This is a genomic window from Citrifermentans bremense (assembly GCF_014218275.1).
Classification (GTDB): domain Bacteria; phylum Desulfobacterota; class Desulfuromonadia; order Geobacterales; family Geobacteraceae; genus Geomonas; species Geomonas pelophila.
The window spans coordinates 4,013,511-4,038,185 of sequence record NZ_AP023213.1; the positions used below are offsets into that span (position 1 = coordinate 4,013,511).

The 24,675-nt window shown below is 60.5% G+C and carries 22 protein-coding genes and 1 tRNA gene; 5 read left to right on the forward strand and 18 right to left on the reverse strand.

Annotated features, from left to right (window positions below; all coding sequences use genetic code 11):
• Positions 1–211: 211 nt before the first annotated feature.
• From GEOBRER4_RS17810 to GEOBRER4_RS20410, 8 genes are all read right to left on the reverse strand, one after another.
• Positions 212–2,716, reverse strand: a complete 2,505-nt coding sequence (locus GEOBRER4_RS17810) for a glycogen/starch/alpha-glucan phosphorylase (RefSeq protein WP_185243387.1) — start codon at positions 2,714–2,716, stop codon at positions 212–214.
• Between the two features lie 35 nt (positions 2,717–2,751).
• Positions 2,752–4,197: an efflux transporter outer membrane subunit gene (locus GEOBRER4_RS17815; RefSeq protein WP_185243388.1), complete on the reverse strand. Its 1,446-nt coding sequence runs from the start codon at positions 4,195–4,197 to the stop codon at positions 2,752–2,754.
• Between the two features lies 1 nt (position 4,198).
• Positions 4,199–7,423, reverse strand: coding sequence for an efflux RND transporter permease subunit (locus tag GEOBRER4_RS17820; protein ID WP_185243389.1), 3,225 nt, complete (start codon positions 7,421–7,423; stop codon positions 4,199–4,201).
• Between the two features lie 12 nt (positions 7,424–7,435).
• The gene (locus tag GEOBRER4_RS17825; protein ID WP_185243390.1) at positions 7,436–8,617 is read right to left on the reverse strand and encodes an efflux RND transporter periplasmic adaptor subunit; all 1,182 of its coding nucleotides are present in this window, start codon (positions 8,615–8,617) and stop codon (positions 7,436–7,438) included.
• A gap of 58 nt (positions 8,618–8,675) precedes the next feature.
• Positions 8,676–9,368: a DUF3313 domain-containing protein gene (locus GEOBRER4_RS17830; RefSeq protein WP_185243391.1), complete on the reverse strand. Its 693-nt coding sequence runs from the start codon at positions 9,366–9,368 to the stop codon at positions 8,676–8,678.
• A 26-nt stretch (positions 9,369–9,394) separates the two neighbouring features.
• The gene (locus GEOBRER4_RS17835) at positions 9,395–10,360 is read right to left on the reverse strand and encodes a hypothetical protein (RefSeq protein ID WP_185243392.1); all 966 of its coding nucleotides are present in this window, start codon (positions 10,358–10,360) and stop codon (positions 9,395–9,397) included.
• Positions 10,361–11,043: 683 nt separating this feature from the next.
• Positions 11,044–11,256 (reverse strand): topoisomerase DNA-binding C4 zinc finger domain-containing protein, encoded by a 213-nt coding sequence (locus GEOBRER4_RS20405; protein WP_404813892.1) that lies wholly within the window; start codon positions 11,254–11,256, stop codon positions 11,044–11,046.
• The gene (locus GEOBRER4_RS20410; protein WP_404813893.1) at positions 11,223–11,867 is read right to left on the reverse strand and encodes a DUF2726 domain-containing protein; all 645 of its coding nucleotides are present in this window, start codon (positions 11,865–11,867) and stop codon (positions 11,223–11,225) included. Before GEOBRER4_RS20410 ends, GEOBRER4_RS20405 begins: the two co-directional genes overlap by 34 nt.
• A gap of 809 nt (positions 11,868–12,676) precedes the next feature.
• Between GEOBRER4_RS20410 and GEOBRER4_RS17850 the strand changes: the two genes are divergently transcribed.
• Positions 12,677–13,108: an FKBP-type peptidyl-prolyl cis-trans isomerase gene (locus GEOBRER4_RS17850; RefSeq protein WP_185243395.1), complete on the forward strand. Its 432-nt coding sequence runs from the start codon at positions 12,677–12,679 to the stop codon at positions 13,106–13,108.
• A 573-nt stretch (positions 13,109–13,681) separates the two neighbouring features.
• Here GEOBRER4_RS17850 and GEOBRER4_RS17855 read toward each other — a convergent pair.
• The 5 genes from GEOBRER4_RS17855 to GEOBRER4_RS17875 all read right to left on the reverse strand — a co-directional run bounded on the left by GEOBRER4_RS17855 (position 13,682) and on the right by GEOBRER4_RS17875 (position 16,390).
• Positions 13,682–13,769 (reverse strand) — tRNA-Ser (locus tag GEOBRER4_RS17855).
• Between the two features lie 96 nt (positions 13,770–13,865).
• Positions 13,866–14,126: a hypothetical protein gene (locus GEOBRER4_RS17860; protein WP_185243396.1), complete on the reverse strand. Its 261-nt coding sequence runs from the start codon at positions 14,124–14,126 to the stop codon at positions 13,866–13,868.
• 64 nt (positions 14,127–14,190) lie between these two features.
• Positions 14,191–14,691 carry a tRNA adenosine(34) deaminase TadA gene (gene tadA, locus GEOBRER4_RS17865; RefSeq protein ID WP_185243397.1) on the reverse strand — a complete coding sequence of 167 codons (501 nt, stop codon included), beginning with the start codon at positions 14,689–14,691 and terminating at the stop codon, positions 14,191–14,193.
• A 221-nt stretch (positions 14,692–14,912) separates the two neighbouring features.
• Entirely contained in the window at positions 14,913–15,332 is a 420-nt protein-coding gene (gene nikR, locus GEOBRER4_RS17870) for a nickel-responsive transcriptional regulator NikR (protein WP_185243398.1), read from the reverse strand.
• Between the two features lie 170 nt (positions 15,333–15,502).
• On the reverse strand, positions 15,503–16,390 hold the full coding sequence (locus GEOBRER4_RS17875; protein ID WP_185243399.1) for a complex I NDUFA9 subunit family protein: 888 nt from the start codon (positions 16,388–16,390) through the stop codon (positions 15,503–15,505).
• Positions 16,391–16,540: 150 nt separating this feature from the next.
• On the opposite strand from GEOBRER4_RS17875, the gene GEOBRER4_RS17880 reads away from it, so the two are divergent.
• Positions 16,541–17,017 (forward strand): ferritin family protein, encoded by a 477-nt coding sequence (locus tag GEOBRER4_RS17880; protein WP_085814883.1) that lies wholly within the window; start codon positions 16,541–16,543, stop codon positions 17,015–17,017.
• Between the two features lie 88 nt (positions 17,018–17,105).
• Here the strand turns inward: GEOBRER4_RS17880 and GEOBRER4_RS17885 are convergent, their stop codons facing one another.
• The gene (locus GEOBRER4_RS17885; RefSeq protein ID WP_085814882.1) at positions 17,106–17,558 is read right to left on the reverse strand and encodes an FKBP-type peptidyl-prolyl cis-trans isomerase; all 453 of its coding nucleotides are present in this window, start codon (positions 17,556–17,558) and stop codon (positions 17,106–17,108) included.
• A gap of 219 nt (positions 17,559–17,777) precedes the next feature.
• Between GEOBRER4_RS17885 and GEOBRER4_RS17890 the strand changes: the two genes are divergently transcribed.
• The 3 genes from GEOBRER4_RS17890 to GEOBRER4_RS17900 all read left to right on the forward strand — a co-directional run bounded on the left by GEOBRER4_RS17890 (position 17,778) and on the right by GEOBRER4_RS17900 (position 19,821).
• The gene (locus GEOBRER4_RS17890) at positions 17,778–18,299 is read left to right on the forward strand and encodes an NUDIX hydrolase (RefSeq protein WP_185243400.1); all 522 of its coding nucleotides are present in this window, start codon (positions 17,778–17,780) and stop codon (positions 18,297–18,299) included.
• The gene (locus GEOBRER4_RS17895) at positions 18,296–19,189 is read left to right on the forward strand and encodes an RluA family pseudouridine synthase (RefSeq protein ID WP_185243401.1); all 894 of its coding nucleotides are present in this window, start codon (positions 18,296–18,298) and stop codon (positions 19,187–19,189) included. The genes GEOBRER4_RS17890 and GEOBRER4_RS17895 overlap by 4 nt, the downstream gene beginning before the upstream one ends.
• A 185-nt stretch (positions 19,190–19,374) precedes the next feature.
• A complete protein-coding gene (locus GEOBRER4_RS17900; protein WP_185243402.1) occupies positions 19,375–19,821 on the forward strand; it encodes a hypothetical protein in 447 nt (148 codons plus the stop codon).
• Between the two features lie 7 nt (positions 19,822–19,828).
• On the opposite strand, the gene GEOBRER4_RS17905 is transcribed toward GEOBRER4_RS17900, so the two are convergent.
• The 4 genes from GEOBRER4_RS17905 to GEOBRER4_RS17920 form a co-directional block, all read right to left on the reverse strand.
• On the reverse strand, positions 19,829–20,509 hold the full coding sequence (locus GEOBRER4_RS17905; RefSeq protein WP_185243403.1) for a cyclase family protein: 681 nt from the start codon (positions 20,507–20,509) through the stop codon (positions 19,829–19,831).
• A gap of 315 nt (positions 20,510–20,824) precedes the next feature.
• The gene (gene hslO, locus GEOBRER4_RS17910) at positions 20,825–21,712 is read right to left on the reverse strand and encodes an Hsp33 family molecular chaperone HslO (protein ID WP_185243404.1); all 888 of its coding nucleotides are present in this window, start codon (positions 21,710–21,712) and stop codon (positions 20,825–20,827) included.
• Positions 21,709–22,263: a hypothetical protein gene (locus GEOBRER4_RS17915; protein WP_185243405.1), complete on the reverse strand. Its 555-nt coding sequence runs from the start codon at positions 22,261–22,263 to the stop codon at positions 21,709–21,711. Before GEOBRER4_RS17915 ends, hslO begins: the two co-directional genes overlap by 4 nt.
• 2 nt (positions 22,264–22,265) lie before the next feature.
• Entirely contained in the window at positions 22,266–24,638 is a 2,373-nt protein-coding gene (locus tag GEOBRER4_RS17920) for a peptidase U32 family protein (protein WP_226377831.1), read from the reverse strand.
• Positions 24,639–24,675 lie beyond the last annotated feature (37 nt).

Here is a 24,675-nt window from a genome sequence, read left to right on the forward strand (position 1 = left end):
TGGGGCGGTAGGGGCAGGCGGCCTATGTCGTCGTTGGAAGCTACAGAACCTGACAGCGGGACCAGGGACCGCAAGGCCAATGATGGGGGCCGCAAGTTTCCGGGATTAAACTGTTCTTGCCGACGAAAACCTTTGGGGGGCAAGATGTTTGTCGCACATTATTCCCCTGTGGGGACGGTCACGGTTTTCCTCCTGGTAGATAAGATGAGCGTCAATGAGGGAAAGGTGGTCTGATCGGCACCTTCCAGATCTTTTCACAGTACTCGCGTATGGAACGGTCCGAGGAGAATTTCCCCATGCGAGCCACGTTGAGGACGGACTTGACGCTCCAGAGTTCCCTCTGCCGGAAAGCGGTGCTGACGCGCTCCTGGCACTCGAGGTAGGACCGATAGTCGGCCAGGGCCAGGTACTCGTCGTCGTAGAGCAGGTGATCGACGAGCGGCTGGAACAGCCCTGCGTCCCCATGGGAAAAGAGCCCAGACCGGACGGCATCGATGGCTTCCCGCAGTTCCCAGTCTTCCTCGTAAAAGCGCCCGGGGTGATACCCGGATTTCTTGAGGGCCTGGACCTCGGTGGCGTTGAGGCCGAAGAGGAAGAAGTTTTCCTCGCCTACCTCCTCCCGAATCTCGACGTTCGCTCCGTCCAGGGTGCCGATGGTGAGGGCGCCGTTCAGCGAAAACTTCATGTTGCCGGTGCCGGAGGCCTCCTTGCCGGAGGTGGAGATCTGCTCGGAGAGATCGGCCGCGGGGTAGATGAGTTGGCCATTGGTGACGTTGAAGTCCGGGAAGAAAACCACCTTCAGGCGACCGGCAACCTCGGGGTCGGCGTTCACCACCTCCGCCACCGAATTGATCAGCTTGATAATCAGCTTGGCCATGAAATAGCCGGGAGCGGCCTTCCCGCCGAAGATGAAGGTGCGGGGGGGGATCTGCGCGCCGGGGTCCCGCTTGATCCTGTGGTAGAGGGTGAGGATGTGGAGCAGGTTCAGGTGCTGGCGCTTGTACTCGTGGATCCGTTTCACCTGTATGTCGAAAAGGCTCTCCGGATCTACCGCCACTCCGGTCCGCTCCAGGATCGCCGCGGCGAGCGCCCGCTTGTTGGCATCCTTCACACCGCGCCAGGCTGAGAGGAAGGAAGGGTCGGAGGCGAAACACTCCAGTTCGCGGAGTTTTTCCGGGGCGGTGACCCACTCCTCACCTATGGACTCGCTGATGAGCCAGGCGAGACCCGGGTTGCTTAGCAGCACCCACCTTCTTGGGGTCACGCCGTTGGTGACGTTGCAGAACTTCTCCGGGGTCATCTGGTAGAAATCTGCGAGCACGGTCTCCTTGAGGAGTTCAGTGTGCAGATGTGCGACCCCATTGATGGCGTGGCTCCCCACCGATGCCAGGTTCGCCATCCTGACGAATTTACCCCCCGTCTCCTCGATGAGCGACATGCGGGCCAGCCGTGCCTGGTCGCCGGGGTACGCCCGGGAAACCTCGTCCAGGAAGCGGCGGTTGATCTCGTAGACGATCTCCAGGTGCCGAGGCAGCAGGTTGGCGAAGAGCTGCAGCGGCCACTTCTCCAGCGCCTCGGGGAGGAGCGTATGGTTGGTGTAGGCCAGGGTGGACCGGGTCACCTTCCAGGCAGCATCCCAGCCCAGGCCGTGTTCGTCGACCAGCAGGCGCATCAACTCAGCTACCGCCAGGGACGGGTGCGTGTCGTTCATCTGCACGGCGAAGGTCTGGTCGAACTCCTCCAGGCGTGGCGAGCGTAACAGGTGGACGCGGATCATGTCCTGCAGTGAGCAGGAGACGAAGAAGTACTGCTGGGCAAGGCGCAGCAGCTTGCCTACCCCCGGTTCGTCGTTGGGGTAGAGGACCTTGGTGATGCTCTCGGAGACGACCTTCTCATCCACAGCGTGGTAGTACTCCCCCGCGTTGAAGGCCTGGAAGTTGAACGACTCGACGGCCTCGGACTTCCAGAGGCGCAAAAGCCCCGTGATCCTCGAGCGGTATCCGGCGATTGGGGTGTCGTAGGCCACCCCCTTGATGACCTTCACCGGCAACCAGACGATTGCCAGCCGCCCGTCGGCGTCGTGGTGGTATTCGGTGTGTCCCCCCATCTTCACCTCGTAGGCTATCTCCGAGCGGCAGATCTCCCAGGGGTTGCCGAACTTGAGCCACTTGTCGGCAGTCTCCACCTGCCACCCGTCGCGGATCAGCTGGTCGAAGATGCCGAACTCGTAGCGGATCCCGTAGCCGATGGAAGGGATGCGCAGGGTCGCCAGGGAGTCGAGGTAGCAGGCCGCCAGCCTGCCGAGGCCGCCGTTGCCGAGCCCCGGCTCCTCCTCCTGGCGAAGCAGGTCCTCCAGCCTGAGTCCCAGCGACTCCACCGCGTCGCGTGCCGCATCCCACATGCCAGTGTTGATCAGGTTGTTCCCAAGGTGGGGGCCGAGCAGAAATTCCGCGGAGAGGTAGCTGACCACCTTCAGTTCCTTGTTCCTGAAGTGATGCAGCGAGGCAAGCCAGTCATCGAGCATCCTGTCGCGGACGGCGTGGGAGAGGGCCATGTACCAGTCGTTTCTGGAGGCGAGAGCCGGGAGGCGGGCCATGGTGAAGTGGAGGTGGTCGAGGATGGCCCGGTTCATGGCCGCGGTGCCGACGCCGCGGCGCGGATCGTGCCCTTGCGTATGGGAAGAAGCTGCTGTCTTAACGGTGTTATTAGCGGTCATTTCCTGATCCTCTCCGCGGGTATGCGCATGCCGCTCTACCTGGCTGTTCGGGGGAGCTCCGCCCCCTTGCCGGTCCTGCCGGCAGCATCCTCCACCCAGTCGCCCCCCATCACCTTGTAGAGGTTTATGGCCGCCTGCAAAAGCGCCGCCTGGCTCTGCACGTAGGCCAGCTGCCCGCTGAACAGGTTCCGCTCGGCGTCCAGCACCTCGAGGTAGCTGGAGTAGCCGTTCTCGTACCTCATGTTGGCAAGAAAGAGGTACTTCTCCAGGTCGCCGAGCTCCCTCTTCCTGACCGCGAGCTGCTCCCCGCTGGTGGCCCTGTCAACCAGCGCATCCTCAACCTCCTTGAAGGCGTTCTGGATCACCTGCCGGTAGTTGACCAGGGCCTGCTCTCGCTGCGCTTCTGCCACCTTCACGCTCCCGGAGATCTTCCCGGCGGTAAAAACCGGCACGCTCACCGGCACGGAGTAGCTCCAGACCCGTGCGGGGCCGGTGAAAAGATCTGAGAGCTGCGCGCTCGCCCCCCCGAACATCCCGGTGAGGGTGATGGCAGGGAAATAGGCGGCCCGGGCGATGCCGATCTGGGCGTTGGCGGCGACCAGTTCCTGCTCGGCCTGCCGGATGTCTGGGCGGCGGGCCAGCAGTTCCGATGGGAGCCCTGCCGGCACCTCAGGAGGGCCCAGTTGATCGATGCTGCGGCTGCGCGGCACCGGGCCGGGGTTGCGCCCAAGGAGCAGGTTGAGCGCGTTTTCCTGCTGTGCCACCGCCTTCTCGAACTGCGGCAGGGCCGCCAGCGAGTCCTCGTAGAGGAGCTTCGTCTGCGTCAGCTCTATCTCGGAGATGACCCCGCCCCGGTACCTCTGATCGAACACCTCCAGGGTCTTTCGCCTCGATTCGGCGGTCTCCCTGCCGATCTCAAACTGGCGGTCGAGGTTGCGCAGGTTCACGTAGGAGGCCACCACCGAGGAGACCAGCGAGAGGACCACGGCCTGCCGCCCCTCCTCACTGGCGAGGTACTGTGCCCGGGCGGCCTCGGTACCGCGCCTGATCCTCCCCCAGAGGTCGAGTTCCCAGCTGGCGCTGACGGTAGCAGAAAAGGAGTCCAGCGTACTCTTATAACCGGCCGGAAGCGCGTTCCCTCCCCGCTCTGTGTTCTTTTGGCGCGCGTATTGTGCCCCCGCGCCGGCCTGGGGAAAGAGGTCGGCCCTGGCGATGCCGTACTTGGCGGCGAATTCTTCGACTAGAACGGCGGCCAGCCGCAGGTCCTTGTTCTCCCTGAGGGCGCTGGACACCAGGTCGTTCAGCACCGGGTCGCCCAACGACTCCCACCAGCCTGAGCCTGCAAAAGCGGCAGCTTCCTTCCCCTCCGGCGCGGCGTAACGCCACTTCGCCGGGGCATCCGCATCGGGACGGACATAGTCGGGGCCGACCATGCAGCCTGAGAGGCAGCAGAGGGTGACCAGACAGATCAGGTGGCGCATGTCAGATCACCTCCTTGCCGGCCCCGGGTTTCCCCTCTTCGCCAGGTTCCCCTGAAGGGGGTGCCTGACCGGCGCTGCCGGGTTTTTCCCCCGATGGGAGCTTACCCCTCTTCCTCCTTTCGCTCCAGCTTCCGAAGATGTAGAAAAAGAGCGGCACGTAGAGCATGGCGAGGGTCGCCTCCCCTATCATCCCGCCGATGATCCCGGTGCCGATGGAGTGCCGCGCGTTGGCACCCGCCCCCATGGCGACGGCGAGCGGGAAGACGCCGCAGATGAAGGCGAGCGAGGTCATCACGATGGGGCGCAGCCGCAGCTCGCCGGCCTCGATGGTGGCGTCCAGAAGGGACCTCCCCTGTTTGCGCAGCTCGACCGCGAAGGTCACCCTGAGCAGGGCGTTCTTGGCCCCCAGCCCCACCAGGACCAACAGGCCGATCTGGAAGTAGACGTCGTTTTGCAGGCCGCGCATCCAGTTGAAAAGAAGCGCCCCCAGCACTCCGAAGGGGACCGCCGTCATGATGGAACCCGGCAGGGTCCAGGATTCGTACTGCGCGGCCAGGATCAGGAACACGAAGACGAGGCCGAAGGCGAAGGCGAGCCCCGAGGTCCCCCCCGCGCTCTTCTCTTCGTAGGCGAGCCCCGACCAGGCAAAGGAGTACCCCGCCGGCAGCACCTCGCCTGCCACCTCCTCCATCGCCTGCAACGCCTGCCCCGAGCTGAACCCTTCGGCCGCGTTGCCGTTCACCTTGGCTGCCGGGAAGCCGTTGAAATGCGGCAGGATGTTGGGACCGGTGACCCAGCTGGTGGTGATCACCGCGGAGAGCGGGACCATCTCGCCATTGCGGGAGCGGGTGTAGAGCCTGGCGATGTCACCCGGGTTCTGGCGGAATTCCGGCGAGGACTGCAGTATCACCCACCAGACCCGGCTGAACTCGTTGAACTGGCTTGCCGTCAGTGAGCCGAACTGCGCCTGGATGGCATTGTAGACGTCCTGCACCGGGACCTCCAGGAGGTTCGCCTTGTCCCTGTCCACCTCGACCCGGAGCTGCTGCGCCGTCGCCTTGAAGGTGGTGTTGAGGCCGGAGAGTTCCTTGCGCTGGCGCGCCTTTTCCAGGAAGGTGCGGGTCACCTGCTCGAGTTGCGCCGGTTCCCTCGACTCCTTGTCCTGGATCCAGAACTCGAAGCCCCCCGATACGCCGATGCCGGGGACAGCCGGGGGGGCGACCGGGTAGACGGTCGCCGTGGTGATCTTCTTCGCCTCCTTGTAGACGTTCACCAGCACCGCGCGCGCGTTCTCGGCCAGCGCCTTTTTCACCGACTGGTAACGCTCCTCGAAAGGTTTCAGCGTCACGAAGAAGGTGCCGTTGTTGGTGCTGTAGCTCCCGTCCAGAAGGCTGTAGCCGGAGATCTGGGTCCTGTTCTCGACCCCCGGGGTCCCGGCGAAGATGCGGTCCACGCGGTCGGCGACCTCCATGGTCCGCTCCAGGCTCGCTGCATCGGGAAGGAAGATGGCCGACATGACGTACCCCTGGTCCTCGTTGGGAACGAAACTCGTGGGGATAGCCCGGAACAGGTGCACGATCCCGTAGACGAGAACCACCAGAAGAAGGAGCGCTACGGCCATCCGCCTGATGACCAGGACCACCCCCCTGCCGAAGGCCCGGGTGAAACGGTCGAACTGGCGGTTGAACCAGGCGAAGGGCCCCCTGGTCGGGGGGGGCGAGTGGCGCAGCAAAAGGCTGCTCAGGGCCGGCGTGAGGGTGAGCGCCACGAAGCCGGAGATGGCCACCGATATGGCGATGGTGATGGCGAACTGCTTGTAGAGCTGACCTGTGGTCCCCGGGAGGAAGGCGGCGGAGACGAAGACGGCCCCCATGACCAGCACCGTGGCGATGACAGGGCTCGTGACTTCCCCCATCGCCTTGATGGTCGCCTCCCTGGGAGAGAGGTGGCACTGGGACATGTTCCGTTCCACGTTCTCGACCACGACGATGGCGTCGTCGACCACAATTCCAATGGCGAGTACCAGGCCGAACAGGGTGAGGAGGTTGATGGAGAAGCCCAGCGAGAGCATCACCGGGAAGGAACCGATGAGGGCGACGAAGATGGCGATGGCGCAGATGATGGTGGCGCGGAAGTTCTGCAGGAATAGGAACACCACCAGCACCACCAGCACGATTGCCTCGATCAGGGTGTCCTGTACCTCCTTGATGGAGAGCCGGACGAACTCGGTGGTGTCGAGAGAGACGACGTAGTCGATGCCGCTGGGGAAGCGCTTCTTCATCTCCTCCAGCGTGTTCCGGATCTCGCGGGACACCTTGAGCCCGTTCGCCCCCGGCTGCTGGTAGATAGCGATCAGGGTGGCGGGCCTTCCGTTCAGCTTGCTGTCCATCACGTACTGCCTGAGGCCGACCTCGGCGCGCGCCACGTCCTTGAGCCTGACGATGGCGCTCCCGTCCTGGCTGGCGCGCAGGATGATGTTGTCGTACTCCTCGGCCCTGGTGAAGGGGCGCTGGGTCACCACCGGAAAGGTCATCTGGACTGCGCCGGCGTTCGGCTGCTGGCCGATCTGCCCCGCCCCGAACTGGGAGTTCTGGGTGGAAACCGCCTGCTGTATGTCGCTGGTGGTGATGCCCAGCGATGCCATCCGCTCCGGGTCCATCCAGATGCGCATCGCCTGGTCGGCGACCCCCATGATCGACGCCTGCCCCGCCCCAGGTACCCTCTTGAGCGCGTCGAGCACGTAGACGTTGGCGTAGTTGGCGATGTACTCGCTGGAGTAGCGGCTCTCCCTGGAGGTGATGCAGATCAGCATCATGATGGAGGAGGTCTTCTTCTGGACCGACACCCCCTGCTGGGTCACGGCGACCGGGAGCTGGGGGACGGCGAGGTTCACCCGGTTCTGGACCTGCACCTGGGCCACGTCGGGGTCGGTGTTGAGCCCGAAGTAGACGGTGATGGTGAGCATGCCGCTGGAGGAGCTGGTCGAGGACATGTAGAGCATGTTGTCGATGCCGTTGATCTGGGCCTCCAGCGGGGCCGCAACGGAATCGGCCAGCGTCCTCGAGTCGGCGCCGGGGTATGTCGCCTGCACCGTGACCTGGACCGGCGTGATGGGCGGGTACTGCTCGACCGGCATGGCGAAGAGCGCCACCACCCCCGCGATGCAGATGATGATGGAGACCACCGCGGCAAAAACGGGGCGCTCTATGAAGAACCTGGAGAACATGTTATGTCTCCTTTACCTGCCGCGGGCCCCGGGCCCGGCGTTCGGGCGCCCCGACGAGTACCGCTGCAACTGCACCTTGCTCCCTGCGCTGAGCGCGAGGGTGCCATCCACCACGACCCGCTCTCCCCCCTTGATACCCTCCGAGATGTACCACTCGTTCCCCCGCCACTCCCCGACAGTAACCGGGCGCTGCTCGACGGTGTCGTCCCTGCCCACCACCCAGACGAAGTGCCCCTGCGCCCCCTGCTGCACCGCGCGCTGCGGCAGCAGGATCGCCTGCGGGCGCAGCGCCCCCTTGAGCCTGACCCGGACGAACTGGTTCGGGAGGAGGTGGCCGTTGCGGTTGTCGAGGCTCGCCCTGATCAGGAAGGTCCCGGTCTGCGGATTATAGGAGGGGGCGGCGAAGGTGATCCGGCCTGTCTGCGGCAGCGGCGTCCCGTCGGGGAGCACCACCTCGACCAGGAACTTCTCCCCGGAGGGTACCCTCAGCCTGCCGCTGGCGATCTCCTGGCGGTACTTCAGCATCTCGTTCTCGGACATGCTGAAGTTGACCCAGATGGGGGAAAGGGCCGAGACCGTGGTGAGCAGGCTGTTCTGGGAGCTGATGTAGGTTCCCTCAGCCTGCTGCGCCGCGCTCGTGATGCCCCGAATCGGGGAGGTGATGGTGGCGTAGGAGAGGTTGAGGAGCGCGGAGTCCAGCTGCGCCTTGGCCTGCTCGACCGCCGCGGCTTCAGACTGGAACCTGCTGGTGGCGTCGTCCAGGTCCTTCTTGGAGAGCGCGTTCACCTGGGCCAGCGGCTTGGTCCGCTCCAGGTTCAGGCGCGCCGCCTTCAGGCCGGCCTCCTGCCGGGAGAGGGCGGCACGAGCCTGGGCGACCTGGACCTGGAACGGCTTGGGATCGATCTGGAAGAGGACCTTCCCCTTGTCGACAATGGCCCCCTCGGTGTAGAGGCACCGGTCCAGGAACCCGTTCACCCGCGCCTGTATGTTCACCATCTGCGAGCTCTGCGTCTGCGCTATCTTCTCGAGGACGACCGGTCCGTCTTGTGGCTGCACCACGATGACCGAGACTGTCGGGGTTGACGTGGCAGGCTCGAGCTTCTCCTTCTTGCCACAGCCGGAAAAGGCAAGGGAAACGCCGCACAAAAGCGTTGCCACTAAAACCCCCGGAATTGCCGCCTTGACCTGCCTCATCGCTCACCCTCCCTCAAGCCGTCCCCAAGCTTGCCGGTCTTTGGTCAGGGCCGGCCTTTCACGGCGCTACGCACCCGGTCCCCCCGCGGTTCTGGCACAGGAGGTACGCGGCCCGCCTGGCCCAGAACTTCATCGCCTCGTCCGCGCCGTGCCAGGTGTCCCAAGCCCCCTGCAACGATGCGCCGCCGACGCGCCGGTCCAGTGCTGCAATCAGCAGCTCGCCGTTCTCCGCATCGGTCAGTCTGAATTCGGCAGTTATCTCCCCGACGGCGCTAGGCTTGCCGGTGGCTGCGTATTTCGCCGCGTTTATCGCGAGCCCGATGGGCAAAATGGTGGAGGTGATGCTCCGCACCCGGCTCGACGTGTCGATGTCGCGGATCGCCATCTGCAGGACCATGGTGTCCTTTTCAGGCCTCTTGACCACCCGGATCTCCTTTTGCAGCGCTTCGGTCAGGTAGAGGTAGGCGTTGTCGGCCAGTTTTTGGTAGTTCTCCTTCTCCTGGACGCTGAGTTCCCCGTCCTTCGCAATCAACACCGGCTCTACCAGGACCGCGGAGTACCTCCTGATGTCGAATCCTGGGTTGACGTAACGGTACAGGGCCTGCCCCGAGCTCCCCCTTTGCAGGATCTCCGGCTTGAACAGCATGGTGTTCTTGACCTCGACCTCGCGCGCCTGCTTGCTGGCGCCGCAACCGCCCAGGATGAGTGCCGCTATTGCCGGCAGTATGCTGGTCAAAAGTTTGATTCTCATTTTTCGGCCTCCTCAAGTGGTATGCGCTACTTTTTCAACCCCCGGAGTTCCGCCACCTGGAGCATGACCGGCAAGACCACAAGGTGGCGCCCCTCGGCGTTGCTTGCTACCAAAAGCGGCAGCTCAACGACATCCTCGGCCGGCTCCTCGTGCTTGATTCCCATGCTGTCCACCAAAACGGTTTCCTGCTGCCCCACCAGGTACTGCTCCGGATGCCCAAGCAGGTCGACAACCACATCCAGGTACACATCGAGCACCCGGTCCTCTCCCCCCAGTTCTTTCAACTGTGCCTCGATCCGCCCCAGCTTCTCCTCGAAAGTGGTGATGTCGTCGGTAGCGTCACCGAAGCCGACCCCCACCTTCTCTAACAGGGCGAGCTTCGCCTGCAGCAGTGCGCGCCACCGCTCCAGGTCTCTGCGCTCCGACTTAAGCCCGGCCAGGCGTTTCAGGGCGAGGCTGAGCAGGTGATCGAAGGCACGCCGCATGAGCTGGCGCCGGTTTTCCCGCTCGTCGCAGGTAGGGTCAAGAAAGCGATGGATGTCGAAGCTGACCGTCACCTGGGGGACGTCGCGGATCACGATGTCGCCCGAGAGCGCGACGCCGAACCCCACCCGCTCCTGCTTCTCCATGCCGAGCAGGGCGTAAACGCTCCGGCACTCCTTCCCCTCGCCGCCGAGGAAATCGGCCAGCGCGCGGTCGGTGACAAGTACCTTGCGCAGGTCGTCCTGCGAGATGAAAAACTTCTTCATCACCTTGTCGTCCGTGTATCCGGCCAGGGAGAGCGGCAGTGACGGCGGCAACCGGTTCACCAGCGACACCACGAAATCGATGGAGCGGATCACGGAGGGGCGGAGCTTCTTCCTGTACCCTGAAACTGCACGCAACCAGGGGTCGGTGCAGTCCACCGTCCTCTCGATGGCGGCCTTCACCAGGGATTCGGGATAGGCACCCTCGCGGTGGTTCCCGAAAATGGACTGCAGCAGGCTCAGCATGGTACACCCAGCCCTGTGCGCGGCCTCCCGCTTGACGCCGTCAGGAGCAAGCGGAGCGCAGCAAGGGAGACACGGAGGAAAGGGGGCAGCACGCTGCGGCAGGATCGGGGAAGAAGCCGGAAGTCTGTGGCGGGTATGCGGGTAGAGGGGTGCGGGAACGCCCTATGGGTGCTCTTCGCCTGGAGAGGGTGGACAACGGCCGGCTGCACTTTCCACTGGCCATAATTCGGCAAAGCTGGCCTCCCTGCCCTGCAGGATTTCTATCGAGGTTCATGCCGCTGCCGGGAGAAGCGCCAATAGATTCACATAGGGCAAGGGATCATATGCTGCAGTGTTCAGGTTCTCCTGGTGGAGTATCTGCTTACGTCCGGGAAGTCATAGCTGCTGGAGTTGTGACAATACCTGCACTGGGCATGAGTGAGGTCGGGCACGGTGTGTCACGTGCGTCCACGCGAAATGTTATCATGCGCGGAAAGAATCTCAACTTGCGGAAGGAGTTGCCGGCGTTGCCCCCAGTCATGACCGGGCGGAAAGAAGCGCGATGCTTAGCTGATAGTGGGGCCTTCGCTTTCAGTGGTAAAAGTCGGAGCGAGTTGAGGAGGACTACGACGACATATTGCACTACTTTGGTAGTGGGGGGGCAGGGGACGCGTATAAAGAGTATAAGTTTCTCCTGTTGATTGTTATGAACTTATAACACCCCCCCCCGGGCTTCCCATTTCAATGACCTGACGGCACTTCGGAAACGTCGAGCAGGCCCAGAAGAGCTTCCCGGCATGGGGGCCATTCTTGGCCTGTCGCCGTACCATGCTCGCACCACATCTTCCGCATTTCGGTGACGTCTCTGCTTCTGGCTGCGCGGCTATCGGTGTCGGGCCCTGTTCGTTTGTCTTGATGGACTCGGCTCCTGAGAGTTGGCTAGCGTGGGTGCGGGTACGTGCATGGTGAGTTTAAAAGCCTCGGCCAACTTGATCCTGAGCTCTTGAATCTGATACCCTTTTTTCACTGAGAATCGAGCAATCGGAATGCCAGCACAGCTCAACGCATGATCAACCAGGGCATCCCTTTCCGTACGATCTTCCCGTTCATGCGACTGGTCATCGAGTTCTATCACACCGACTACCGCAAGATCCGTTGCAGTGCAGACAACAAAGTCCACATGCTTCTGGTTCACTTTGTTCCGCACACCAACTCGCTTACTGTTGGATAATCCCTTCGCAGGTTTGACAAGATCCCCGAGGCGGACCTTCCCGAAAATCCTGTATTTGTTGTCCAGAGTCTGATCGAGCGCCCCGAGAAATGACCGTTCTGCTGGCGATTCAAGGGTCTGTATTGAACACAGGCCCTTTTTTACGCTTAGGGCCGCGCTCAGGTGCGGTCCTTTGGGGCGTAAAACAAGGTGGAGCAGATGATGTAAGAGGTTGGATGCGGGTGGGAAATAAGCCACCAAGGTTTCATAAGGGGTAGGTTCTAGTGTTAAGACGTCGGCATAATTGATGGAGGGCACAAAAAAGAAACTGCTTTGGGAGGTTGCCGCTGTACTTGGACTTGTTTTTAGCAAGTCTAAGTGCGGTCTCTGACCAAAGCAGTTTCGGTGACTCCCGGCGGCAGAGCAGCGTTTTTAATGCTAGCAGTGTCTACGCTCAGCCGTTGGTTTTTTTAGGACCGATGGCTGGTGGAGCGGGAGCCTTTACCTGTTTCTGAAGGTTTTCGCATTCGATAGATGTGGTTGGCATCCTTTCGGTCCGATTATCTTCATAGCAGGTAAGAGTAATTATCTGCCTGTCAGCGAGAAAAGCAAACAGGAATTTTGGACTCAACAGGCGCCAGAATTCCGCGCGCCCCTCGCTCCAATTGGGCCGTGCGGTACGAGCCAGACGTGGTCGTGGTGTTCATACATGGCAGGGCGCGGCTGTCGACGAGTGGGCGACATGCGTTGATCACATACGTGCAGCGTGCTGCGGGCTAGATTAACTTCTCATCTGTACTGACCGTGCGCCGCCAGTCCCCAACCAGGGCCCCGTAAAGGTAATAGGCGCCGTCCTAGGACGAATTCTGCTCAGGGGTATAGCAACGGATGAGGTGAGGCTCTGTACAGATTATCCCATCCAGTTCATGATCCTTTGCAACGAAGGACTCATGCTTCTTTGGGCGCTTCTGCAGCAGTTGTTTCAAGCAGATTGGGAAGCCCAACCATTTCAGGTCGGCTAGATTTGAGTGTGGGGTTGCAAGACATAATTATTGATGGAAACGGAGTCTGGTGATAGCATCGCATGCTTGACGTAGCAAGATTCTGACTTAAGAGCAGGAGGAAAGATGAAAAGAGTGACGAGCATAGTTATTGCGATGGCCATTGCTATTCCCGGCTTGGCTACGGCTAATGACACCATTGCTGACGCAGCAAGAGAAAAGGGGGCAATAAAGACAGCATCCGGAATGGTGTATCAGCCCATAAAGGAAGGGAGCGGCCCCTCGCCTAAGGCATCGAGCATCGTAGGAGTCGACTATCGTGGCACCCTGCCCAATGGCAGGGAATTTGACAGTTCATACAAAAGTAAAATGATCACAAAATTTCCCCTCTCGAATGTTATTCCCTGTTGGACCGAGGGGGTCCTGATGATGAAGGTCGGAGGCAAAGCCAAGCTTTTCTGTCCACCTGAGTTAGCCTACGGAAGTCGTGGCGCTGGACAGGCAATACCGCCGAATGCCACCCTCATATTTGAGGTTGAACTTCTAAGTATAGAATAGGAGTGAGAAGGTGGTGAGTAGGGAAAGAACTGCAATCGAGGAGAATAAAGTGCGGTTGCAGAACTTAGTCCATTTCCCCCCTTAAATTTTTTCTGAAGGGCCACTCACCTTGCACTTTACGCCATGAAGGTCGCCAAGTAATAGCGGTCAGATCATCCCCATATCCTACCTGAGGCGATGCAATAATGTTAAAGCTGAAACAAAAAACAGACCTTTCAGGCTTATGTAACTTTGCTGCAGAAGTGGTCTATGGTCCCGCCGTACCTATATCGTACCTATAACTATATGCTTCACACAAGGCGGGGACGGCGAGCAGCCGCCAGGAGAACGACAAAACCATGATTGATGTATGGGTGGCGGACCTTATGGGCGATGGCAAAGCACAGAAGGCTATGAGTAGGAAATTCGGTTTGCAGCCGGTAGGGTCGTGATATGGAGAGGGTCTGTGTTGGGCACAGGTCCTTTTTTTTCTTTCATTTCATTTCGTGCTTAAAGGTTGTATAAGAGGTTGCACGGACGGATTAAGCATAACAAAAGGGTTACAGCTAAAAGCCATAACCCTTTGTTTTTTAATGGCGGAGAGATAGGGATTCGAACCCTAGGTACCTTTCGGTACACCTGATTTCGAGTCAGGCACCATCGACCACTCGGACATCTCTCCGAATATTCCGCTTCCCGCTCTTTGCAGAGCGTCGAAAAGATATACCTTATTTTGATTTGAAATTCAAGCCCTGGTTTTCCGCCTCCTGGCTCTCTATCAATAGGTGAGCCCTGCGTAAAAATCCTGCAGAAACTGACGCTGGGTCTTGGTCATGACTCCGCGCGTGTCTATCTCTGACAATATGCGCCAAATGATTCCCAGTTCGCTGTAAACACGCAAGACCGCTGACAGCTTGTGCCGGGCAGATTCTTCCGTTGCTATGGTCGCTTGCAGCAACTCTTCGGTATAGGCTGCAAGTCTCGTGATTTCGTGATGTGTTGCCATGACGGCAATAGGGGTTATTTCGTCTGTCTGCATAGGCGCCCTTCTTCAAGCTAAAAAATTCTTCCGTCTTTCCTATTCGGCAGGGACAAAAGAATATTTAAGGCTTTTCGAGGTTGGGCGAGGGGGTTTTTACGTTCTTTTTTTTGGCCCTAAGTTCGGCAAAAAAGCGGGACAGCATGGATGAGGTTTCCTCCCCCCGCACGCCGGGGGTGAGAACGACGCTATGGTTCAGCCTCTTGTCGTCGGAAAGGTCGTAGAGAGAGCCGGCGGCGCCTCCTTTGGGGTCGTAGCTCCCGAAAACGACCCGGTCCAGGCGGGAAAGGATGACAGCTCCCATGCACATGGTGCAGGGCTCCAGGGTCACGTATAAGGTCGCACCGGTGAGGCGCCAACTGGAAAGCTTCTTTGCAGCCTTGCGGATGGCGATCATCTCGGCGTGCGCCGCCGGGTCCTGCTTGCTCTCCCGAAGGTTGTGCCCGCGTGAGATCACGACGCCGTCCTTTACCACCACGGCGCCTATCGGGACCTCGCCTATCGCCTCGGCCCTTCTCGCCTGCGCTATTGCCTTTCCCATCCAGTAATGATCGTCTTTTTGCATCTTGTTCCTTTGCTGCATAGTAGCTCAATTCTAGCTGGACTTCTGCGAGGTTAGCGGCAGATCTCAGAGTCAAATCCCCCCTGCCCCCCTCCCGCCTTCGCGGACCGAAGCGCTACGGCGCGCAGAGCTGTCGCAAAGGGGGGAACGTAATTGCACCGTTCGCAGGGGGCGCGATAGCCGCGCCTTGGGAAAGTGCCATTGTTGGCGGAGATTCTTGCTCGTCAGTGCAGCCCTTCTCCGGTGGTGGTCATGACCAGCTTGCCATGCTTCACTCCCTTGACACCTATCAGCTCGTCGGCAATCCTGCGCACGTCTCGCGCCTTGCCACGCACCACCAGCACTTCGAGACAGTTGTGGGCGTCGAGATGGACGTGCAGCGCGGATATGATCTGGTCGTGATACGCGTGCTGGTGCTCGGTCAGCTTGTCGGAAAGATCGCGGACGTGGTGGTTGTAGACGAGGGTCACGGTGCCGACCCCTTCCTTTTCCCCTTCCTCCCAGTCGAGCTCCACCTGAGCCGCTCGGATCAGGTCGCGGATCGCCTCGGAGCGGTTGGCGTAACCTTTCTGCTCGATGAGCCTGTCGAAGCTCTCCAGCAACTGGTCGTCCATGGAGATGCCAAACCTTACTGTCTCACCCATACATACCTCTCCTTCCCCAAAAGGTGCCCCACTATACGTGAAACAGCTTCCGGAGTCAAAAACCGTAAGGCGGAACACAGAGGTCTCGGAGGTACACGGAGGACACGGAGGTTTTGTTTTTCCTCTGTGACCCTCTGTGTCCTCTGTGGTGAACGATTTGGGGTTTTATACTAGGGCTTGAGGTAGCTGCGGATGCCAGGTTCGAGGCGGGTCGGTTGGAAGGTGAACACCCTGCGCCAGCCGCCGTCACAGATGTTACCTTGAACCAGCATGGTGATCTGGTCGGAGGTGACGGGGAAGAAGGGAAAGCCCTCGAAAAGCGGCACCACCATGCGCATCAGCGCCAGCGGATTCTTGATTTTAAGCACACGGCTCTTTCCCATAACCCGCCCTATGGTGTCGAGGAGCTCGTTGTAGCTCAACCGGTCGGTGCCGCAGAGCTCGAAGGTCTCGCCTATGGTCTCCGGCTTCTCCAGGGCCTCGGCGAAGCAGCGCGCCACGTCGTCCCCGGCTATGGGCTGCAGCTGGTATTCGCCGTCGCCTATGACCGGCATGGCCGGCAAGACCCTGAGGAGTCCGGCCAGCTGGTTGATGAAGTCGTCTTTCGGACCGAAGATGATGGAGGGACGGAAGATGGTGTAGTCGAGGCCGGAGGCGCGCACCGCCTCTTCCGCCTCGAACTTGCTTTGGAAATATCGTGCTTCGCTGTTGGCGCGGGTGCCGAGGGCGGACATCTGGAGGTGGCGCTTGACGCCGTTTTTCTCCGCAGCCTGGAGGATGTTGCGGGTGGCTTCGACGTGAAGCCGCTGAAAGGTGATGCCGCGCCCGGGGAATTCGCGGATGATGCCGATCAGGTTGATGGTGGCGTCGCATCCCTTGACGGCGTCGACCAGGCTCTCGGCAACGGTTGCGTCACCCTCGATCTCCTCTATGCCGGCGACCTTTTCGCCCGCCCCTTTGCGGTGCACCAAAAGCCGTATGCTGTGGCCGCGTTGAAGCAGGGCCTGTCTCACGTGCCCCCCCACAAAGCCGGTTCCGCCGGCCAGAAATACTCTCATAGCCCCTCCCTTTGAAGCCTTTTCCGCAGCCCCAAGTGTATCAAAAAGTTGTCCAAAACTCCATTGAGCGGCTTATCGTATACAAATACTTGTGCTCAAGTGCGTCTTGTGTTAAAAACCTTTCAAATCACACGCTAGAGGAGACGATCCATGGCTGAACAGGGCGATGTTTGTTACACATTTGAAGCCGCTATAGATATGGCCACCAAAATGGAAGACGAGGGGTTCAGGGCTTACCTGTCCGCGCTTCGCATAGTGAAGGACAAGGCAGCCCGCGAGATCTTCAAGGAAGCAGCGCTGGACGAACTTGAGCACAAACATCAGCTGGAAAAGACATTGATAGACGGCGAGATGAAAGGGGGAGAGAGTCTGCACCAGCCGGTGCCGACCATGAACCTCGATTACGTGCTTGCCAAGCGCGAACTCCGCCCCGAATCCGACGCGCGCGAGGCGCTGGCCTACGCCATCCACCTGGAGAAAGGGTCGATCGACTTCTACCAGAGGATGTCCAAGGGGTGCGAAGGGGCTCCCATGTCGGCGCTCTTCAAGAAGATGCTGGCTGACGAGTCGCGCCACCTGCAGGAGCTTGAGGACCTGTACGAGCGCCACTTCATGGCTGAGAACTAAAAGTACTAAGCTGCTTACTTGAGGGATGAAAAAACCCCTCCTCGTTGCCGGGGAGGGGTTTTTTGTGTCTAACGTGAACCGCCTGCCGCTAGAGGATTTCCACCAGCTTCAGCTCGAAGTTCAGGGGCTGGCCTGCCAGCGGGTGGTTGGCGTCGATGGAGATGGTTTCGTCGGTCACTTCGACCACCAGCACGCTGAACACCTGGCCGTCCTCCTGGGTCACCTCGAGCTGCTGCCCGACCTCAGGCTTCATGTCGGGGGGAAGATCGCCGCGGGGAACCACCGCAACCATCTCCTCGATCCTCTCGCCGTAGGCATCCGCAACCGGGATGTGTACGGTCTTGCTTTCGCCGACGGAGAGACCTTTTACCCCAGCCTCGAATCCAGGAATGACTTCCCCCTGTCCGATAGTGAACTCGATCGGGCCATGCCCGCAGCCGCAATCGTCCTCAGCGCATTCGGAGGAATCGAAAATGGAGCCGTCATCGAGCCTCCCTGTATAATGGACCTTTACGCGGTCCCCTTCTTTAGCCTGTGCCATAACGCCACCTCTTGATTATTTTGGACAACAAGTCATGAACGATAACAGACCGAAGGGCAATTATCCACACTAAATTTGCGGATAAACCCGCGGATCTGTCCCTTCACGGCGAAAACGGGCCGTTTTTTAACGATTAGAGAACGTTAAGCATCACCTCCCCTGCAGCTCAAATTCCTTCACTTCCTGCAGGGGAAATGGTATTTAACTTCGGGGGGTACTATGGAGACAAAAAACAGGTCAGTGCTCTTCAACGGCTTGGTTGTGGGCATCGAACAGATGGACGTCTTGATCGGGGAGCAGGGGTGGTATACCTACCAGGTGGTGCGCCATCCGGGCGGGGCGGCGGTGTTGCCGCTGCACGCCGACGGCTCCGTGACGCTGATCAGGCAACTGCGCCCGGCGATAAACGACTTCCTGATGGAGATCCCCGCCGGCCGCCTCTCCAAGGGGGAGGACCCGGCGGCTTGCGCGACGCGCGAATTGATCGAGGAGACCGGTTTGAGGGCCGACAAGTTCACCCCGCTCGGTATCCTGCATCCCTCGCCTGGGGTGTTCGACGAGGTGGTCCACCTCTATCTCGCCACAGGACTCGCAGAGGGGGAGGCGGAGCCTGAAGATTACGAGGATATCTCCAGCATCAGGATACCTCTCGCAAAGGCGCTGGAAATGGCGGCCGACGGGAGCATCACTGACGGGAAGACGATAGCGGCGCTGCTGCGTGCGCAAAGGCATATTGGATGATACTGACAGCAAGGGTTGATGCAGAACTGGCAGGGACACGGCTGGACGATGCGGCGAAATCACTTTTTCCGCAGTATTCGAAGGGTGAGATCCGGCGCATCATCGACTGGGGGGGATGTTACCTCTCCCAGACGCTGGTGCGGGTAGCCTCGCGCACCGTGAAAGAGGGGGAAGAAATCGCCCTCGGCATCATGGAGGCTGAGCGCTGCATCGAGCTTGTCTATAAAAAGGAAGAGCTTCTCTACGAGGACAAGGATTTCCTCGCAGTCTACAAGGCGGCAGGCTTCAACAGCCAGCGCACGCCGTACCAGCTGAAGGGGACGGTGGAGTACGCGGTGGAATGCTACATGAAGAGCATCGGGCTCAGGGATCCCTCGCGCGTGGTGCACAGGCTGGACCGCGGCACCAGCGGGGTGATGTTTTTCCCCAAGCACAAGCAGGCCGCGACCCTGATCTCCAACCTGCTCAAGGACGGGAAGGTGCAGAAGACCTACTGGGCGCTCGTTTCCGGTTCTCCGGACCAGCAGAACTGGAAGGTGGACGCGCCGCTTGGGAAGGTGAGCAAGTTCAAGTACGGTGTCGCCTTGAACGGGAAGCCTGCCAAGACGGTTTTCCGGGTAGTCGGCGAGGGGGCGGGGGTGGCCGCGGTCGAGGCGAAGCCCTTGACCGGGCGCACGCACCAGATCCGCGTGCACCTGGCCCACTCCGGATTCCCCATCATCGGTGACGAGGCCTACGGCGGCATCCCTGCAGCAAGGATGATGCTGCACTGCCGCGGCATGCGCTTCACCAATGCGCGAGGGAAGGTGATCGAGGCGTTCGCCCCAATTGACGCAGAGTTCGAAGCGGCGGCAAGGGAAGGGATCTGGAAAGAGAGCGCGGAACCGTAGGGGAGAAATCCGCTTGCAAGGCAAATCCCCCCTGTCCCCCCTTCGCAAAGGGGGGAACGTGAGTGCTCCTGCAGGACTTCGCCCCCATTGACTCCCTCTTCAGGGAGGCTGCATCTGAAGGGATCTGGGAGGAGAGCAGGATTGGTTCACATTTGAAGGAAGATCAACTATAGCGGAGGTAGTGAATGAAGAAGAAATTGCTCTTGTTATTGGTGCCGGCGGTTTTGATCATTGCCGGCGCGTTCGGGGTCTGGGCCAGCGAGAAGACCGCGACTCAGCCTGGGTGCAGCAAATGCGTGAAAGCCGAGAAAGCTCCGGCCCAAGTCCAGCCGGGTTGCGCGAAGTGCGCGAAAACGAACGCTGCTGACGGGGAAGCCGCTGCGCCGTGCCCCAAATGCGCCAACTGCGCTAAGGCGGCGGACTGCCCGAAGACGCCGGATTGCCCGAATTGCCCGAAGGCGAACGGCGCCGATTTGAAAGCGGCACCGGGTTGCGCCAACTGCCCCAAGATGAAGGATGCAGCGGCAGTCCCCCCGGCTGGATGCGACAAGTGCGCGAAGCTGAAGCAGCCGGCGGAACAGCCTGCACAGAAGCCCTGCTGCAACAAGGGCAACAAGTACCAGCCGCTTTAACCAAGCTTCACGCCAGCGGCCATTTGCTGGTGTGAGGATCAAACTCCGGCTCGGCAGCGGAGTCGGAACCGCCAACAAGGAGCGCCCGAACGGGCGCTCCGTCCCCGCCTTTCAGCTTCAGCGGCAGACAGATGAGCTGGTAGTGCCCCGCCTTGATCCCTTCCAGGTTCAACCCCTCGATCACAAGGATGCCGTCTTCCAGCAGCGTGCGGTGCACGTCCCCCTTGCCGTGGAACCCCTCGATGGAGAGATAGTCTATCCCCACGAGCCTTACCCCTGCATCGCGCAGGTACTGCGCGCCTTCCTTGCTGAGGGCTGCGTACCCTTCGGAAAACTCTTTTTGCTGCCAGAGCTTCGAGTTGTCGGTCTTCAGCAGCAGCCGCTCTTCCCCTTCGATCCGGAATTTCTCCAGTTCCTGGCGCCCGATTTCCTTGGCCCCCAGGATCTCCAGCACCAGCGCCTTACCGATCACGGTTTCCAGCGCGATCTCGTCGACCGTGGTCCCGGCGTCGTCAAAATGAAAAGGGGCGTCCATGTGGGTGCCGCTGTGGCTTCCCATGCTGATGCGGGAGACGTTGGCGGAATCGCCTTGGGAGATGCGGCTGAAGGGTTCGATGTTGATGCCGGGGTCGCCTGGGTAGATGGGGAGATCGCTGGAGAGGGAAACAGTAATGTCGTGGATTCGCATCGGCACCTCCGTCTGACCAATTGACGATTGACAATGGAAAGACTAGCTGATTATGCAACCCGCAAATTATAACAGGCCTTCGCGATGATGCTGCTACGGCCTGCAAGCACATTCGCGATAAAGCCGCTACTGTGTGCAGGCATACTTTCACATAACACCAATTGACGATTGACAATGGACAATTGACAACGGAAATCCAGGCAGCCAGAACAATCCGAAAAAAAAGGGGGGTGACCGCATGCCTTTGTGACAGCGACCATCCCCTTGTTACTTGGAAAGTTCTGGCCTCCCTCAAGGGATAGACTATAACTTGAGCTACACTTCCTGCTTTTCTATTTCGTTTAAGATCCGGTCGAGGTCGGACTCGTCGAAACGGTAACGCTCGCCACAGAACTCGCAGGTCACTTCGGTTCCGTGCTGCTCTTTCTTCATGGAGGTCAGCTCTTTGTTTCCCATGGAGAGAAGGACGCGCTCGATACGTTCGCGGCTGCAACTGCAGGCAAACCCTATGCTCCTCTTCTCCAGCACGTCGTAGGGTATCCCGGAAAGAAGCTGCTCCAGGATCTGTTCCGGCGTCCCCCCCTTGTGCAGCAGCTCGCTCAAAGGCGGCAGTTGTTCGATCCGCGTCATAAGCTCTTCGACCACCAGGGGATCGACCGGCGGCACGGCCTGGATCAGGAAACCTCCGGCTGCGGCGACGGTCCCATCCTGTTCGATGAACTCGGCGATCCCTACGGCGGAAGGTATCTGCTCGCTTTCCACCAGATAGAGGGCCAGGTCCTCGGCGATGCCGCTGGTGTAGAGCTGCACGGTGCCGCGGTAAGGCTCTTTGAGCCCCAGGTCCTTGGCGACGGTGAGAAATCCGGCACGACCTAGCGCGTTGTTCACGTCCAGCGACCCGTCCGCCCGCAGCAGGTGGACCTTCGGGTCCCCGACATAGCCGCGCACGCTGCCGTCGCTGTCTGCCTCGATGACGATCTTCTTGAGGGGGCCGTTCCCTTCGAAGCGCATCGCTACCCGCTGACCGGTCTTCAACATGGCGCCCATGAGCGCGCCAGCGGTTATCCCTCTTCCCAGAGCCGCCGTGGCGGTGGGGAGGGTGTCGTGACGTTTGCATATCTCGCCGACGGTAGCGGCAGTGACACAGGCAAGGGCCCTTACGCTCCCGGATTTGGCTATCGCACGAACTAGATAATCGGTCATAGTACTACCCCCACCCTTCCTACTATTTCACCCTTCCTGAGCCAGAGCTCCTTGAGGGTTATGTAATCCCAGATGCTGATCCCCTTCACCCGCTGCGCGAAGAGTTCCGCCAGCCGCGGCACCCGCGCGAGGTCGCAGATGATGAGATCCCCCGTGGCGGAGAGGAAAGGGATACGTTCCACCACCTTCCTGGTGAGCCAGTCGAAGTCTACCGGGGCGACGTGATCCAGCTTCAGAAAGGCGCACTTCCTGGCGCTGCTGAATTCCATCCCCTGGATGGAGAAGGTGGCGGAAAAAGCGATGGAGGGGAGCAGCCGCTTCTTCATCTTCCCGGCGATCTCGCCATAGCCGTCGAAGAGGGCGATGCTGAACTCCTGGATCTCGTCGTCGATCAGCTTGTTCAGGAACTCGCGCTGCAGGTACGCCTGGGTGATGCGGAACTCCCGCCGTACCAGGAGGTCCTTGAGACTTTGCTCCTGGACCAGCTCCATGAAGGCGGGATCGTTAAGCCTGTCGTTGATCCGCTCCTTGATCTTGTCGAAGATCCCCATCTCTAGACCAGCCCGGCGCTGTAGTTGAACTCGGAGGCGGCATGGACCGCGACCCCTTTGCGGTACGCCTCCAGCGCCCTTTCACGCTCCTGCGGCTGCAAATGCGACAGGTCGAGGAGGAAGCTGCCGCAACCCATCTGGCGCAGCTCGCTTCTGTACTGGGTGAGCGCGAACGGGGTCTGGGCCGTAACCACGGTCAGGTGGTCCTTGACCTTCACCGAGTAGAGATCGCCGCGGTCGGAGGCAAGCGGCGCATCGCCTTTGATCTCCTTGATGGCTATCTTGGAGGTGATCACCGGCACGGGCGCGTAGAGCAGGACTCCACGTTCTATCTTCAGGTCGCTCGCCAGAAGCTGCCCCATGTTGGCCCGGTCATCCTCTATATATAGCGTCGCACGCTTCACCCCCAGCTCCTGCCAGGACAAAAGCGCCTGGCTGTTCAGCGAAAAGAGCCGGTAGTCGGTGTTCAACTCGGCATCGGCACCCTTGAAGAGCTGGAACTGGGACAGGTTGGTGAGCTCGAAGCGCTTGAAGCCCCCCCGCATGATCGTCTCCACCGCGTCGCGGTAAAAGGGAAGTTCCGCCTCGAAGATGATGAAGGGGAGCTGCCAGATCACCTTGTCCTCACCACCTTTGAGCTTCCTGGCGAACCCCATGAACTGGTGCATGTTCGCCTTGGAGACCGGGAGGATGACCGTGTCTACCAGGTCGCGGTGCAGTTCGTGCCAGTCGCGTACCTGCTCGATCTTGACGGCAAGCTCCTCCTTCCCCCTGGACGGCGCGGGTTTCTGGCGGACCAGGGAGGCAAGCGCCTCTTCCCTGCCGCGGGCGCTTCTTTGCTTCAAAGCACCCAGCGACGCCTCCGCAAGCCAGGTGTAGAAGTTGCGCCGGATCTCCTTCAACCTGGGAGGGGGGATCATGATCGCCGGAAAATCGGGCGCCGAAAGTGAGGCGAGGGTGAACTGGGTGTCGCCGCATTTGGAGAACTGCGCCCGGAGCACGCCTTCCATGTCGCTGCTGCGGGAGGGCTCCAGCGTCCCCAGCTCGAACTGGGTGGCGAAGTTCTGCCCCAGCACCTCGGCATCTATATGCAGTGACTCATCCCGGTGCGACAGCTTGAGCCTGCAGGGGATGCTGTCACCCTTGGCACCCTCAAGCCTTTTGAAGCAGGCGTTCTCGCTCATGGTAAAGGCGGTTTCCGACGAGACCTTGAAGACCGAGTCCCCCAGCTTGAACGGGAAGGGGGACGGGGTGGAGACCAGGGTGTTCTCCTTCACGTTCATCACCTTCTTGCCGCCCAGGTAAAGCTCCTTGATGGTGAAGGCGCGCCCGGCCATGTCGGTCTTGGGCTGGACCCGGATACGGTCCCCCACGTGCAGGCGGTCACGGGTCTCGAAGCTGATACGGTTGCCGCGCATCTCGCGGATGTCGCCCAGGTAGCGGCCGGTCGCCCCCTTGATGGAGGGGGTGGAGATGTCGGTAGGGTTGTGCGAGGCAAGGAACCCCTTGGTCGGCACGCGGCCGAAGGAAAGCTTCAAGAGCGCCTTCGCCTCGGCGACGGCGGCTTCGTAGGACCCCTGCGGCGCGTCCAGCACCATGCGGTAGGCGCCGATGACGCTCGCCACGTACTCGGCGGATTTCATCCTACCCTCGATCTTCAGCGAGGCGACCCCCGCCTCGATCAACTGGGGGATCATCTCGATACTGGAGAAGTCGTTGGTGGAGAGGTAGTACCCTTCCTTTCCCTTGTGCTTGTACTGGCGGCGGCAGGGCTGCGCGCAACGGCCGCGGTTGCCGCTGTGCCCCCCGAGGAAGGAGGAGAAATAGCACTGGCCGGAGAAGGAGAAGCAGAGCGCACCGTGGATGAAGCACTCGATCTCGGCTTTGCTGGAAGCGACGATGGACTTGATCTCGTCGATATGCAGCTCGCGGGCGAGCACCACCCGCTCGAACCCCAACTCCTCTAGCTGGCGTACCCCCAAAGAGTTGTGGATGGTCATCTGGGTGGAGGCGTGCAGCGGGATGCCGGGGAAGAATTCGCGGGCAAGGCGCGCCACCGCCATGTCCTGCAGGATGACCCCGTCGACACGCATCGCTTCCAGGGCGGCCAGGTTGTCGATCAGCAGGGGGAGTTCCGCTTCCTTCACCAGCGTGTTCAGGGTGACGTAGGTCTTCTTCCCGAGGCTGTGCGCGTAGGCGGTCATGCGCTCCATCTGCGCCAGGGTGAAGTTCTTGGCCTTAGCCCGCGCCGAGAAGTCGCGCAGGCCGGCATAGACCGCGTCGGCCCCCTTCTCCATGGCGGCGAAAAACGCCTCCAGGGAGCCCGCGGGAGAGAGAAGTTCAGGTTTATTAACGGTAATTTTTTTCTCGTTCATTGACATCCGCCTAGAGTACCGGAAGGGTTGTGGCGGG